Source organism: Vibrio sp. SCSIO 43133 (assembly GCF_023716845.1).
GTDB classification, from domain to species: domain Bacteria; phylum Pseudomonadota; class Gammaproteobacteria; order Enterobacterales; family Vibrionaceae; genus Vibrio; species Vibrio mediterranei.
Map to the genome: position 1 here is coordinate 265814 of NZ_CP068024.1, position 14089 is coordinate 279902.

The 14089-nt window shown below is 45.8% G+C and carries 13 protein-coding genes and 10 tRNA genes; 13 read left to right on the plus strand and 10 right to left on the minus strand.

Annotation, left to right across the window (positions count from 1 at the left end; genetic code table 11):
• Window positions 1-75 precede the first annotated feature (75 nt).
• Window positions 76-1098 (minus strand): EF-P beta-lysylation protein EpmB, encoded by a 1023-nt coding sequence (gene epmB, locus JKJ11_RS01305; protein ID WP_006075444.1) that lies wholly within the window; start codon window positions 1096-1098, stop codon window positions 76-78.
• A gap of 34 nt (window positions 1099-1132) precedes the next feature.
• Here epmB and efp point away from each other — a divergent pair, with 34 nt between their 5' ends.
• Window positions 1133-1699, plus strand: coding sequence for an elongation factor P (efp, locus tag JKJ11_RS01310; RefSeq protein ID WP_006075445.1), 567 nt, complete (start codon window positions 1133-1135; stop codon window positions 1697-1699).
• A 60-nt stretch (window positions 1700-1759) separates the two neighbouring features.
• Here efp and JKJ11_RS01315 read toward each other — a convergent pair whose 3' ends face one another.
• The 5 genes from JKJ11_RS01315 to frdA form a co-directional block, all read right to left on the minus strand.
• Window positions 1760-2455, minus strand: a complete 696-nt coding sequence (locus tag JKJ11_RS01315; RefSeq protein WP_252038664.1) for a VV20781 family protein — start codon at window positions 2453-2455, stop codon at window positions 1760-1762.
• 154 nt (window positions 2456-2609) lie between these two features.
• Entirely contained in the window at window positions 2610-2972 is a 363-nt protein-coding gene (gene frdD / locus JKJ11_RS01320; protein ID WP_006075447.1) for a fumarate reductase subunit FrdD, read from the minus strand.
• Between the two features lie 10 nt (window positions 2973-2982).
• Entirely contained in the window at window positions 2983-3366 is a 384-nt protein-coding gene (gene frdC / locus JKJ11_RS01325; protein WP_006075448.1) for a fumarate reductase subunit FrdC, read from the minus strand.
• Window position 3367: 1 nt separating this feature from the next.
• On the minus strand, window positions 3368-4108 hold the full coding sequence (locus JKJ11_RS01330; protein WP_006075449.1) for a succinate dehydrogenase/fumarate reductase iron-sulfur subunit: 741 nt from the start codon (window positions 4106-4108) through the stop codon (window positions 3368-3370).
• A complete protein-coding gene (gene frdA / locus JKJ11_RS01335; protein WP_006075450.1) occupies window positions 4108-5925 on the minus strand; it encodes a fumarate reductase (quinol) flavoprotein subunit in 1818 nt (605 codons plus the stop codon). Before frdA ends, JKJ11_RS01330 begins: the two co-directional genes overlap by 1 nt.
• Window positions 5926-6174: 249 nt before the next feature.
• Between frdA and epmA the strand changes: the two genes are divergently transcribed.
• The gene (epmA, locus tag JKJ11_RS01340; RefSeq protein ID WP_275660706.1) at window positions 6175-7149 is read left to right on the plus strand and encodes an elongation factor P--(R)-beta-lysine ligase; all 975 of its coding nucleotides are present in this window, start codon (window positions 6175-6177) and stop codon (window positions 7147-7149) included.
• Here epmA and JKJ11_RS01345 read toward each other — a convergent pair.
• The 4 genes from JKJ11_RS01345 to rsgA form a co-directional block, all read right to left on the minus strand.
• Window positions 7146-8042 carry a DMT family transporter gene (locus JKJ11_RS01345; RefSeq protein ID WP_038223789.1) on the minus strand — a complete coding sequence of 299 codons (897 nt, stop codon included), beginning with the start codon at window positions 8040-8042 and terminating at the stop codon, window positions 7146-7148. The genes epmA and JKJ11_RS01345 overlap by 4 nt on opposite strands.
• A gap of 113 nt (window positions 8043-8155) precedes the next feature.
• On the minus strand, window positions 8156-9571 hold the full coding sequence (locus JKJ11_RS01350; protein ID WP_063604349.1) for an SLC13 family permease: 1416 nt from the start codon (window positions 9569-9571) through the stop codon (window positions 8156-8158).
• A gap of 220 nt (window positions 9572-9791) precedes the next feature.
• Complete coding sequence (gene asd / locus JKJ11_RS01355; protein WP_031494866.1) at window positions 9792-10682, minus strand: archaetidylserine decarboxylase; 891 nt, start codon at window positions 10680-10682, stop codon at window positions 9792-9794.
• Between the two features lie 132 nt (window positions 10683-10814).
• Complete coding sequence (gene rsgA, locus JKJ11_RS01360) at window positions 10815-11870, minus strand: small ribosomal subunit biogenesis GTPase RsgA (protein ID WP_124940538.1); 1056 nt, start codon at window positions 11868-11870, stop codon at window positions 10815-10817.
• Between the two features lie 99 nt (window positions 11871-11969).
• Between rsgA and orn the strand changes: the two genes are divergently transcribed.
• From orn to JKJ11_RS01415, 11 genes are all read left to right on the plus strand, one after another.
• Window positions 11970-12515, plus strand: a complete 546-nt coding sequence (gene orn, locus JKJ11_RS01365) for an oligoribonuclease (RefSeq protein ID WP_006075671.1) — start codon at window positions 11970-11972, stop codon at window positions 12513-12515.
• 175 nt (window positions 12516-12690) lie between these two features.
• Window positions 12691-12766, plus strand: a tRNA-Gly gene (locus JKJ11_RS01370).
• A gap of 42 nt (window positions 12767-12808) precedes the next feature.
• Window positions 12809-12885, plus strand: a tRNA-Met gene (locus tag JKJ11_RS01375).
• A 30-nt stretch (window positions 12886-12915) separates the two neighbouring features.
• Window positions 12916-12991: transfer RNA gene (locus JKJ11_RS01380), tRNA-Gly, on the plus strand.
• Window positions 12992-13033: 42 nt separating this feature from the next.
• Window positions 13034-13110: transfer RNA gene (locus tag JKJ11_RS01385), tRNA-Met, on the plus strand.
• Window positions 13111-13140: 30 nt separating this feature from the next.
• Window positions 13141-13216, plus strand: a tRNA-Gly gene (locus JKJ11_RS01390).
• A gap of 42 nt (window positions 13217-13258) precedes the next feature.
• Window positions 13259-13335: transfer RNA gene (locus JKJ11_RS01395), tRNA-Met, on the plus strand.
• Between the two features lie 30 nt (window positions 13336-13365).
• Window positions 13366-13441, plus strand: a tRNA-Gly gene (locus JKJ11_RS01400).
• A 42-nt stretch (window positions 13442-13483) separates the two neighbouring features.
• Window positions 13484-13560 (plus strand) — tRNA-Met (locus JKJ11_RS01405).
• Window positions 13561-13590: 30 nt separating this feature from the next.
• A tRNA-Gly gene (locus JKJ11_RS01410) sits at window positions 13591-13666 on the plus strand.
• A 48-nt stretch (window positions 13667-13714) separates the two neighbouring features.
• Window positions 13715-13790 (plus strand) — tRNA-Gly (locus tag JKJ11_RS01415).
• The last annotated feature ends 299 nt before the right edge of the window (window positions 13791-14089 follow it).

The window sequence follows — 14089 nt, forward strand, 5'->3', positions numbered from 1 at the left end:
TGCCTCCTAAAAAGCGCAGTATCTGACTATTAGACCGTCTGATCGAACAAAAATATTTTGTCGAGACGAAAAAGGTTACTCAAGATGTAAATCCAGTGGTGTCTTGCTGGCTCTACCGCCTTCTTCTCGCGTCAGTTTAGGGACTAAATACCCAGACACTCGTTTGATCAGCCCTTGAATGATGGCTTTGGCGTCGTCATCGCTAATAAAGAAGTGTGCCGCGCCTTGAACCTTATCCAACACGTGAAGGTAATAAGGCAATATGCCCACAGAAAACAGCGCATGACTGAGCTCAAACTGAGCATCAACAGAATCATTGACACCTTTTAGCAGCACTCCTTGATTCAACAATGTTGTGCCCGTGTTCTTAATACGTGCCATTGACGCAGAGAATTCAGAATTCACTTCGTTAGCGTGGTTGATATGCGTTACCAAAATGGTATTCAGTCGAGTCTGTTTAAGAAGCTGACACAACTCTTCTGTAATGCGCTTTGGGATCACCACAGGTAATCTGGAGTGAATGCGAAGTGTTTTTAAATGATGAATAGATTCTGCTTTTTGAACAAGCCATGCTAACTCAGAATCTTTGGCCATCAGTGGATCGCCGCCAGACAAAATGATCTCGTCGATCTCTGGATGAGCCGCAATATAGTCGAGTGCGACTTGCCAGTTAGCTTTACCGCCTTTGTTATCTTCGTAGGGGAAATGACGACGGAAGCAGTAGCGACAATTCACAGCACAGCCACCTTTGACAATTAGTAGTGCGCGATTGTGGTACTTGTGTAGTAGACCGGGCACCGCTGCATCTTGCTCTTCTAAAGGATCTTCAGAGTAACCGTTGTGGACTTCAAACTCTTGGCTTAATGGTAAAACTTGCCTTAATAGAGGGTCGTACGGGTTGCCTTTTTCCATACGATCGACAAAGCTTTGTGGAACACGCATCGGGAAAAGACGTCGAGCGGTTAAGCCGTTTTCCCACGGAGTCGCATCAATTTCTAGCTGCTTAAGCAGTTCATAAGGGTCTGAGATCGCATTCGATAGCTGTTTGAGCCAGTTTTGCTCAACAGAAACAAGATTTCGGGTTATGATAGGCGACATTAAATTTTAACTCGAAGAACACTAAGAGGATACAATGGCTACTGTTAGCACGAATGAATTTAAAGGCGGCCTTAAATTAATGCTGGATAACGAGCCTTGCGTAATTCTAGAAAACGAATACGTGAAGCCAGGTAAAGGTCAGGCATTCAACCGCGTAAAAATTCGTAAGCTACTGTCTGGTAAAGTTCTAGAGAAAACCTTCAAGTCTGGCGAAACTGTTGAAGTTGCTGACGTGATGGACATCGATCTAGATTACCTATACACAGATGGTGAATTCTACCACTTTATGAACAGCGAAACATTCGAACAAATCGCTGCGGAAGTTAAAGCTGTTGGCGATAACGCGAAATGGTTGGTAGAAAACAACACTTGTATGATTACTCTTTGGAATGGTAACCCAATTACCGTGACTCCGCCTAACTTTGTTGAGTTAGAAGTAACTGAAACCGATCCAGGTCTAAAAGGTGATACGCAGGGCACTGGTGGTAAACCAGCAACACTAACGACAGGTGCTGTTGTACGTGTACCGCTATTCATCCAAATCGGTGAAGTGATTAAAGTTGATACTCGTACAGGTGAGTACGTAGGCCGCGTTAAGTAAGCTTACTCTTTGCTGTATGAAGAAAGGTCGCTTAGGCGACCTTTTTTAATGGAAGAGGTATTACTCTTGTGGTCGCCAGCTTAAAGCACTGGCTACGGTGCCAAGCGCTAAGGTGTCCATTTCTGCTTTAGGCAGATTGGCTAAGGTTTGTAAGGTAATAGCGCCGTTGATTTGTGCTGCGGCTACCTCGATACTACCACGGCTAAAACTATAACCAAGTGGGTTATCGACACTCATCATTAAGCCTTCACCATCGTGGATGGATTCCACGTTAAAATGGGTACTGTCTAAGCGAATGAAGCCAGTTTCTTTTTTAGCTGTCGACAAACTAATAGCTTCCGACTTTCTGGCCATTTGATACTCACCAACCGACTTACCATTTTCGCTGATCTCACAAACATAGGGACCGTTACCACCGAACGAGAAGCTGCCAAGGTCGACGCTGGTACCGCCACCACTGCAAACGAGCGTCCAAGTTTTACCGTTATCCTTGCGAGTCACCTCTGCAACCATCTCTCCTTCTTTGGTATTAATGGTATTGAACCAAGAGCTAGTGGAAGCACTGCGCGAGTATTTACCTTGATACAATCCGGCAAGATCAAAACTGCCCTCAGGACCAAAGCCCCAAAATGTACCATCCGTTTTAAGCATCAGTTTTGGTTGAGCTGCCACGGCATCTGATGTGGTCATATTAACGGTAGAACCACACCCAAAAAGTGCACTAGAAATAAGCAGTGCGTAAATAGACTTCTTCATTGTTACATCTCTTTTTTATTATCAAGCGGCGCGGATTGTATAGAGAGAGTTGGGTTCTGCGTGTAAGCATTTGTCTTCTTAAATGCTGAGTCACAAAAAAACTGGCAATAAAAAAGGCAGCGATATCGCTGCCTTTGAGGTTTGTGTCTGTTGCTTAGATCATAAAGATGAAGATAACAGACAGTGCGCTGATTAAGCCTGCAAAGAAGTAGCAAGCGATTTTACCTGCTACGCCCGCGTGGATTTTCAGATCGTGCATACCGTGATGCAGGCGGTGCATCGCATGCCACATTGGAAGCGCTAATGTGGCTATGATGAATAGGGCACCAATGATGCTTGTAGCAAAATCTGCGACACGTTCATAACTCATCGCTTCTGGGCTAATAATGCCCATTGGCACTAGAATACCAAGCACAAGTACCGTTACTGGTGTAATCATGGCAAACCAAGTACCACCTGCACCAAATAGTCCCCACCATACTGGTTCGTCAGAGCGTTTTGGGTTTTGATTAATCACGATTCACTCCTTATACAATGATGAGAACGACTAGTGAGATAGCGGCTACCGCTGCCCACTGAGTAAGAACGATGGTTTTCTTTTCGACCAGTTTGCCTTTCAGCTTGATCGGCATAACTTGCGGCATCATGCTAAAGAAAGTTTGAGCATGGAATAGACTGCCTGCGAGTGCCACGATGTTAATCGCGATGACGATAGGGTTTGCCATAAACTCCAGCCAACCTTGCCACGCTTCAGGGCCTTTCACTAATGCACCCAAACCAAAAGTCAGGAAGATAGTGAATAGAATAAGAGGCAGTACCGTCGCTTCACGCAACATATAGAAGCGATAGAATGGATGGTTTTTCCACCACGTGCGTTTGATTTCACGAACATAAGGTTTTCTGTTACTCATTCTACGCCTCCTGTGGTTTTAGCATTGCAATGACGAAGTCTTTAGAAGACTCCACTTTACCTTGGTTAACCGCTGCTGCTGGGTCAACGTTCTTCGGACAGACTTCAGAGCAGTAGCCCACAAACGTACAGCCCCAAGCACCGTTTTCGCCGTTGATCATCTTCATACGCTCTGCGGCACCATTGTCACGGCTGTCAAGGTTATAGCGATGAGCAAGTGTCAGTGCTGCTGGACCGATGAACTCTGGGTTTAGACCAAACTGAGGGCAGGCCGCGTAGCAGAGGCCGCAGTTAATGCAGCCAGCAAACTGCTTGTACTTCGCCATTTGCTCAGGTGTTTGGATGTTGGTGCCATCTTCTGGTTTGCGATCATTACCGATGATGTATGGCTTGATAGCTTCAAGGCGCTCGATGAACGGCGTCATATCGACAATCAGGTCTTTCTCGATAGGGAAGTTAGCTAAAGGCTCAATCTTCAGGCCATTTTGATGGTCACGAAGGAAGCTTTTACAAGCTAACTTAGGCACTCCGTTCACCATGATGCCGCACGAACCACAAATCGCCATACGGCAAGACCAGCGGTAAGACAGATCTTTATCTAGGTGATCTTTGATGTAACCAATCGCATCAAGTACAGACATGGTCTCATCAAACGGAACTTCAAAGGTTTGGAAGTAAGGTTCTGAGTCCTTTTCTGGGTCATAACGCAGGATCTCAACTTTCTGAATACGATTAGCTGACATTATGCTTGCTCCTCCGCACTGTTATCTTGAGATGCTTTCGCTTCTGCCGCGGCAGCTTTTTCTGCTGCTTCACCGTATAAGCGCGCTTTAGGTTGAGACTTAGTGATCTTCACATCGCTGTAATCGATGCTTGGCGCGTTATCCTCTTGGAAGAACGCCAGAGAGTGCTTAAGGAAGTTCACATCATCACGCTCAGTACAACCATCATCTAAACGTTGGTGTGCGCCACGTGACTCTTTACGCAGGATAGCGGAGTGAACCATAGCTTCTGCAACTTCAAGCCCATAACCCACTTCAATGGCGTAAAGAAGGTCAGTGTTGAACACCTTACCTTTGTCTTTGATGCTGATTTTCTTATAACGCTGTTTGAGCTCAGCAATCTTATCAAGCGTGGCTTGCATTAGATCTTCTTGACGGTAAATACCGCAACCCGCTTCCATGGTGTGACCCATTTCAGTACGGATTTCAGCCCAGTTTTCATCGCCTTCTTGGTTCATTAGTGCAGCAATACGAGCTTCAACAGCTTCAACTTGTTGTGCGATAGCAGCGTCATCCCAGCCTTTAAACGCTTTGGCACGCTCTACAGCTTGTTCACCTGCAACACGGCCAAATACCACGAATTCAGCTAGAGAGTTAGAGCCTAGGCGGTTAGCACCGTGCAGACCAACAGAAGCACATTCGCCCACAGCAAATAGGCCTTGAATACGTGTTTCACATTGACCATTGGTTTCAATACCACCCATGGTGTAGTGAACGGTAGGACGGATTGGAATTGGCTCTTTCGCTGGGTCAACGTTCACATAAGCTTTTGCAAGCTCACAGATAAACGGTAGACGCTCCTGTAGATACTCTTCACCAAGGTGGCGAAGATCGAGATGTACAACATCACCAAGTGGATGCTTGATCGTGTTGCCTTTTTGCTGTTCGTGCCAGAATGCTTGTGAAACTTTGTCACGAGGACCCAGTTCCATATATTTGTTCTTCGGCTGGCCAACTGGCGTCTCAGGACCCATGCCGTAATCTTGTAGGTAGCGGTAACCATTCTTGTTAACGATGATACCACCTTCACCACGACAGCCCTCTGTCATCAGGATACCTGTACCAGGAAGACCTGTTGGGTGATATTGAACAAACTCCATGTCACGTAGTGGTACACCATGACGATAGGCCATCGCCATGCCGTCACCTGTTACGATACCGCCATTGGTATTACAGTGATAAACGCGGCCAGCGCCACCTGTTGCAAGCACAACAGACTTGGCTTTAATGGTAACCAGTTCACCTTCAGACATATGAATAGCAATCAGACCTTGAACCTCGCCTTCAACGACAAGTAGGTCAACCACAAAGTATTCGTCAAATCGTTTGATTTGCTCATACTTCATCGAAGTCTGGAACAGAGTGTGTAGCATATGGAAGCCGGTCTTATCAGCGGCAAACCATGTACGTTCAACTTTCATACCACCGAAACGACGAACGTTAACTTCGCCATTTTCCTTACGGCTCCATGGGCAACCCCATTGTTCCATTTGGATCATTTCACGTGTGGCATTTTCTACGAAATATTCGACAACATCCTGTTCACAAAGCCAGTCACCACCACCAACAGTATCGTTGAAGTGGTTATCTAGGCTATCTTCATCCTTGATTACAGCTGCAGAACCACCTTCCGCGGCCACAGTATGTGAACGCATTGGGTAGACTTTAGAAATCAGAGCAACTTCCATTTCTGGGTTTGCTTCTGCTGCTGCAATGGCAGTACGAAGACCGGCGCCGCCTGCGCCGATGACTGCGATATCTGTGGTAATTGTTTTCACAGTTATCCTCCAGTGTGTGAGAGCGAGTTAGCTCGCGAGTTATAATTAAATGCTTAAGTAAGCTTTTATAGAGTAAGGTTTTATATTAGATAAGCTGTATGGCAAAAAAATTGATTGAGTTAGGTTTTTGCTCCGGAAATGCAAAGAGAAGCATAGTATTTATATGATGTGTGATTAAAATCACGCGTTATTGAGTAGAAATCTCCACAATCGTATAATTATCAATAAACAGAGCTAATGAGTTTAATTATGATTTGCAATGAGTGGCAGCCCACAGCATCTGTGGCTTTGCTGAAAAAAAGAGCGCAAATAATCCATTCAATACGAGACTTTTTCCTATCAAGGAATGTAATGGAAGTGGATACGCCTGCTATGAGTCATGCGACCGTGACAGATATCCATTTACATACGTTCCAAACGGAGTTTGTTGGGCCGGGTTATGCGGATGGTCGTAAGCTGTATTTTATGACTAGTCCTGAGTTTCATATGAAGCGTTTGTTGGCGGCAGGCAGTGGCTCTATTTATCAAATCAATAAAGCATTCCGCAATGAAGAAAGCGGTCGCTACCACAACCCTGAGTTCACCATGCTTGAGTGGTATCGCGAAGGCTTTGACCACCACCAGTTAATGGATGAAATGGATGAACTGTTAAGGATGGTGTTGGCGTGTGATGGCGCTGAGCGAATGACATATCAACAGGCGTTTATGACCCACTTAGGAGTGTGTCCGCTAGTAGCGAGTATGCCAGAACTCCGAACGGCGGCTGGAAGCTTAGGGCTAAGTGATATTGCGGATAAAGAACAAGATCGAGATACGCTGTTGCAATTGCTTTTTAGCATGGGAGTAGAAACCAAGATCGGCCAAGACGTTCCTGCGTTCGTGTATGACTTTCCTGCCTCACAAGCTGCTCTGGCTAAGGTTAATCCAAACGATGAGCGTGTTGCTGATAGATTTGAAGTCTATTTTAAGGGCATAGAGCTAGCGAATGGTTTTCATGAGCTAGACAACCCAAACGAACAATTAGCTCGCTTTGAAGAGGATAATCGTAAGCGTCAGCAAATGGGACTTCCTCAGCAGCCAATTGATTACCATTTAATAGATGCACTAAAGTCAGGCCTTCCTGCATGTGCCGGCGTTGCTTTAGGTATTGACCGCCTCATTATGTTAGCACTTGGTGCAAAACATATTGATGAAGTGGTTGCGTTTCCGTTCCCGCGCGCTTAACTGACCAATATGCTGGTGCCCGCGACAGCTAATAGGGCACCTAACCAAGCATATTTATTGGGGCGCTGCTTGGTGTACAACCAAAGTAGTGGCAGCACCATAATCGGCGTGGTCGAAGAAAGCAAAGCGACCATCCCCACATTTCCGGTTTGCAATGCAAACAGAATCAGCGTCATGCCTACCGCCATCGCTAAGAAACCGTTAAGTGCCGTAATACCAAATATCGACCAAGTAATAGGGTTAATGCTCTTAGCGTGTCGAGCCCCGGTAAATAGAAACAAGCTATGAGCGATAAAAGCGGTGATCATACGTATGGCTGAGGCCGCGACAGGGTCCACTGAAGTTTGCATCACGGGCTTGGCAATAATTCCACCAAGAGCCTGACACAAGGCTGCGGTGATACCAAGTCCTACACCAAACCACACATTACCTTTGATGGTTTCGAGTTCGCTGGCTTTATGGTTACTCTTCCCACGTCGCCCAAAGAAAATAGCCGTAGCAACCCCGGAGAAAACTAAAGCGGAGCCGACCAACTCTAACGATGTCATGGTTTCTGCAAATAAGAAGTAACCTAATACCGCCGAGAACACGGCGTGGCAGGAAAATAGTAGCCCTGCTTGTCTCGGTCCCATACGGTTTAGGCAGGCGAACAGGGCGGTATCGCCTATAAAGATACCAATAAGCCCAGAGAGCATCATCGGTGTAATATGACTGGCTTCTACGCTTGACCAGCCACCAGTAATGGCAGCCATCGTGGAGAGTATGATTGCGGTACAACCCATGCGCCAGCGACTATAGGAAAAGGATCCTAGATGCTTGGCCGGGGTGACGGAAATAATGCTAGATACCGCCCATAAAAAAGCGGCGATCAACGCCAGCCATTCAAATCCCATTGTTATCCCTAACGTGTATTATCCCTGTTAATTCATTAGGTTTTACTATGGCACGGTGAAAACTGCAATGAAATCCTCTTACTTGTAAGCAAGAGGATTTCATTCACCTATGATCAGGTGAGGATGAGCGTTGCTGCATAGACTATGAGCAGGCCGATTACACCAATGATAAGACCGGTTTTTGCCATGTCTTTACTTTCTATAAGCCCGGTTGAGTACGCCAAGGAGTTTGGTGGTGTGGACACTGGCAAAATCATACCGAGGGATGCTGAGAATGCGACCACCACGAGCAACCCTTGTAAACCGCCAATGCTGGCTAAGCTTTCCATTGATGCACCGATTGCCGCCGCGATAGGCATTAACAGGTTTGCGGTTGCGGTATTGGACATAAAGTTAGCCATTAACCAACAGACAATCGACAGCGTAATCACGACTGCAAATGGAGAGAGGGACTCGTAATCAATGGCATGCGCTAATGCTGCGGCCAGTCCGGTTTTATCCAAACCAATCCCAATGGCGATACCACCAGCGACTAACCAAAGTACGTCCCAGTTAATGAGCTTCAGTTCATCTTTACCCATGATGCCTGTTAGCGTAAATACAGCAAGTGGAATGATAGAAACTACATAGGTATTCATGCCATGAAGCTTGGTGGTCATCCATAGTAGTATCGTTGTGGCAAAGGTGACATAGACAACCATAGCCCGCCAGTTTCTCTGGAAAGCGCCTTCCAGTTTGAGCACCATTTTGTCTTCAGAAGATGGAAACAGTTTCTGCAGTAGGAACCAAGCTAATGTGAGCTGAACGATGACAAACGGTAGTCCCATCATCATCCATTGCAAGAAATCAATCGTGTTTTCACCAGTAAGATATTGCAGCGCGATAGCGTTTGGTGGTGTTCCGATCGGAGTGGCAATCCCCCCGGTGTTGGCGGCTATCGGAATACAAAGTACTAAAGCTTTGATACCCAAGTCACCTTTGGGTGCTGAGGCTACGATAGGACCAAGAAGGGCTAACATCATGACTGTTGTTGCGGTATTAGACATGAACATTGAGAACACAGCCGTAATCAACATTAACCCTAGCATAATGAACTTAGGCTGCTGTCCAAAAGGTTTAAGCAGTACGCGAGCTAGGTTGTTATCAAGTTCGTATTTTGAAGCGGCGATCGCAAGCGCGAAGCCGCCCATAAACAGAATAATAATAGGGGATGAGAAAGCACTGAAAATATCGGTGTAAGCCATCAGTTCACCAAGTTCATGACCTGCTGGTGGCGTGCGGAATAAGTGAAGTCCTTTGTCAGAAATCATGATCAACTCAAGCGCAATGATCAAAATTGAGGTGGCAAAGACTGGTACTGGCTCGAGTACCCATAGCAAAGCGGCAAGTAAAAAGATGGCTAATAATCGGTGCTGAATCAGCGTGAGGTCATCAATCGGAATCCAATCAATAGGCATCATCAGGACGCCTAACGGCACTAAAAAGCAGATGAATAGCTTAATGAGTGTCCCAGTATGTATCTTCGGCATAGGGGCGGTCACCATGGTGGATATTTAAACTGCACCTAGGTTAAAAGATATTCTACTTGGGGTCTTAGACTGGTATTAAAGTTTTGAAAAGTAGAGGGAAGATTCGTAAGGTGTTTTGCTTTGCGTCAAAATCTGAATGGCTATTTATCACGGGATTTTAAAGTGAAGTATCGTTATATCATCTAAACAAAAAACGGTGCCTAGGCACCGTTTAAGTTTGTTATTCGTCGTCTTGTAACACACTTTCCGTTTGGTTTTGCTGATGAGCGTATGGGGTGCCCATAACTGTTGGCGCGTTATTCTGCATGCTGTCATCAAAGCGAATGCTGTCTTTAGCAAATAAGTTGATGACCGTTGAGCCCAGTTTGAAGCGACCCATTTCTTCGCCTTTCTTCAGTACGACTGACTTATCACCTTCTGCAGGGTAGTCCCAGGTGTAAACAGTATTACCGCGAGGTGGTGTTACTGTGCCAGCCCAGATAAGCTCAATACTGCCCACGATTGTTGCCCCAACCAGTACTTGAGCCATTGGCCCAAACTCAGTATCGAAAATACACACAACGCGCTCATTTCGGGCGAATAGGTTTGGTACATTTTCGGCTGTCAATGGGTTTACAGAGAACAGATCGCCTGGAACATAAATCATCTGACGCAAGGTGCCATCGCATGGCATGTGCACTCGATGGTAGTCTCTAGGCGATAGATAGAGAGTCGCAAATTCGCCTTCAGCAAATTCAGCCGCTAAATCAGCATTGCCACCAAGTAGCTCCTGCGCGGTATAGTCGTGGTTCTTCGCTTGGATGAGCTTACCATCTGTGATTGGCCCAAATTGGCTCACGCATGCGTCTGCAGGATGGGAAATCACCGTTTCACCTTCAGCAATTGGACGCATTCCTGGTTTCAGCTCACGCACAAAAAACTCATTGAAGGTTTTAAAGTGAGCCGGATCTGCGTGCAAAGCTTCGTCCATATTGACGTTATATTGCTTGATAAACCAACGAATGATCGCTGTTGTTAGACCGCCTGCTTTTGCTGATGCCAGTTTACCTACCAAACGGGTCAAGCCGTGCTGAGGTATCCAGTATTGCAGTCCAACTTTAATCTTATCCATTGTTTACTATTCCAACATTAATTGAGTGTTATTAATTCAGGGCGCGAGATACTAATGTAATTCGCCCTAAATGTCAGCAATTTGTGAATGATACACGGTCAGAGTGTTAATCTCGCCCATGTTCTAGGGTTATCACAAATCGGCTTTTTTGTTTCTTGAATATTGTCGGTTCGCTTTGCCTTCGCTCATGCTATCGATAATTCGATGGTAGTTATCAAAGCGTACTTGGTCGATTTTACCTTCTTCTACCGCTTCACGAAGAATGCAACCAGGATCATCGAGGTGTTTACAGTCCCTAAACTTACAACCACCTAGATAGGGCTTGAACTCAACAAATGCTTCGGTGACTTCATTTGGTTCCAAGTGCCACAAGCCAAACTCACGTACCCCTGGAGAGTCGATAAGATCGCCGCCTGATGGGAAATGGTACAATCTTGCTGCTGTCGTGGTGTGTTGGCCTAAACCAGAGTTAGTGGAAACTTCACCTTCCTCTACATCGAGTTCTGGCATCAGGGCGTTAACCAAGCTTGATTTGCCGACACCAGATTGACCAACAAAAATATTGATCTTGTCTTTTAGGTGGGCCTCGAGCTCTTCGATGCCTTCGCCACTTTCCTTACTGACCAACAGTACTTTGTAACCGATGTTCTTGTAGACATCTAAAAGTTGGTAAAACGTCTCGCGATCTTGCTCTGGAAGTAGGTCTATTTTATTTAGAACCACAAGTGGCGCGATTTCTAATGTTTCAGAGGCAATCAAATAGCGATCAATGATGTTTAAAGACAACTCTGGCACTACAGCAGAGACGATCACCATTTGGTCAACGTTTGCTGCTACGGGTTTGAGACCGTCGTAGTAGTCAGGTCTAGTTAGCATTGAGGTTCGTGGCTCTACAGCTTCTACAACGCCAGAAATACCATGCATAGATTCAAGGCCAACTCGCCATTTAACGCGATCGCCAGACACCAAAGATTCAATGCCGCGCCTTAAGTTACAGCGGTGAATTTCTTTAGTTTCGAGATCTTCAATGTCGGCATGTTGCCCAAAACGCGTGATAACAAGCCCCTGCTTGACTGCACCAAGCATGGTTTCATCCCACTGGACCGTTTCTTCCTTTGCCAGTTTTTTCTTTTGGTTGCTGCGTACACGACGCACCTGACCTTTGGTTAGTTTTTTCTTTTTCGCCACGATATTTCAATGATGCAATTTGCATCAAACCATTTGGGTTACTGAATTTAATTTCGGTATAGTACCTCTTTTAGCAGAAAACAAATAGACGAGGGCATTATGTCTTTCAGTGATGACAACTTGATCTGGGTTGATTTGGAGATGACAGGACTGGATCCTGAGCAACACAAAATTATCGAAATCGCCAGTATAGTGACGGACAGCGAGTTAAACATTCTTGCTGAAGGCCCAGTAATCGCCATTCACCAATCGGATGAAGAGTTGGCCAAAATGGATGATTGGTGCACTAATACCCATACTGCAAGTGGGCTGGTGGCTCGCGTTAAAGACAGTGAGTATGATGAAGCGGAAGCCATTAAACAAACCATCACGTTTTTAGAGCAATGGGTACCAAAAGGAAAATCACCGATTTGTGGCAATAGTATTGGTCAAGACCGACGTTTTCTCTACAAACATATGCCGGAACTTGAAGAGTATTTCCATTACCGATACGTGGATGTCAGTACGTTAAAAGAATTGACTCGTCGTTGGAAACCGGAAGTCCTTGATGGTTTTTCTAAACAAGGAACCCATCTAGCGTTGGATGACATTCGTGAGTCTATTGCTGAACTCAAATATTATCGTGAGACTATTTTTACTATCTGATCTTCGAATATTTGTTAAAAAGATAAGTTTAGGGCTGTAGCTGGCGGAAAAATAACGTATTTTTGTGTGCTTTTTCATCAAACGAAAAAAAAGTTGGTTTTTTTGCTGATAAGGACTTGCATCACAAAAAAATGCTCTTATAATTCGCAGCCCTGAACGACGAAAGACGTTCAATGCGACACTAGCTCAGTTGGTAGAGCGCAACCTTGCCAAGGTTGAGGTCACGAGTTCGAACCTCGTGTGTCGCTCCAGTTTGAAAGTTCTCACGGTACTTAACGGTGACACAATACGGACGCGGGGTGGAGCAGCTTGGTAGCTCGTCGGGCTCATAACCCGAAGGTCGTCGGTTCAAATCCGGCCCCCGCAACCAAATTTAATCAATAGCGTTTGCTGTTGATATGCGACACTAGCTCAGTTGGTAGAGCGCAACCTTGCCAAGGTTGAGGTCACGAGTTCGAACCTCGTGTGTCGCTCCAGTTTGAAAGTTCTCACGGTACTTAACGGTGATACAATACGGACGCGGGGTGGAGCAGCTTGGTAGCTCGTCGGGCTCATAACCCGAAGGTCGTCGGTTCAAATCCGGCCCCCGCAACCAAATTTAATCAATAGCGTTTGCTGTTGATATGCGACACTAGCTCAGTTGGTAGAGCGCAACCTTGCCAAGGTTGAGGTCACGAGTTCGAACCTCGTGTGTCGCTCCAGTTTGAAAGTTCTCACGGTACTTAACGGTGACACAATACGGACGCGGGGTGGAGCAGCTTGGTAGCTCGTCGGGCTCATAACCCGAAGGTCGTTGGTTCAAATCCGGCCCCCGCAACCAAATTTAGTCAATAGCGCTTGCTGTTGATATGCGACACTAGCTCAGTTGGTAGAGCGCAACCTTGCCAAGGTTGAGGTCACGAGTTCGAACCTCGTGTGTCGCTCCAGTTTGAAAGTTCTCACGGTACTTAACGGTGACACAATACGGACGCGGGGTGGAGCAGCTTGGTAGCTCGTCGGGCTCATAACCCGAAGGTCGTCGGTTCAAATCCGGCCCCCGCAACCAAATTTAGTCAATAGCGCTTGCTGTTGATATGCGACACTAGCTCAGTTGGTAGAGCGCAACCTTGCCAAGGTTGAGGTCACGAGTTCGAACCTCGTGTGTCGCTCCATTTTCCTAGAGTGAAAGAAATAATCGTTATTTAATTAGCGATAATAATGCGACACTAGCTCAGTTGGTAGAGCGCAACCTTGCCAAGGTTGAGGTCACGAGTTCGAACCTCGTGTGTCGCTCCAATTTCTTCCTCATAATGGACACCAAAAGCGGTCATCTCGTTAAGAGATAGCAAAGTTGAGAAACTTCGTCCCTTCACCGCATGCTCTTTCCTAATGCTGAGAAGCATCACTCCCAAAAATTAAGTCATTCAGTTATTGCATTACTCATAAGTAACGCAATGCACTGAACTGTGTATCTAATTTCTACACACCTGAACAGCACTAGGCGTCTGCCTTTGTTGCGATTCTGTCACAGTTAAATTAACAGACTTATCCACATTTTTATTTTGTGGATAACTTGGTTGATAAATTGTATTTGA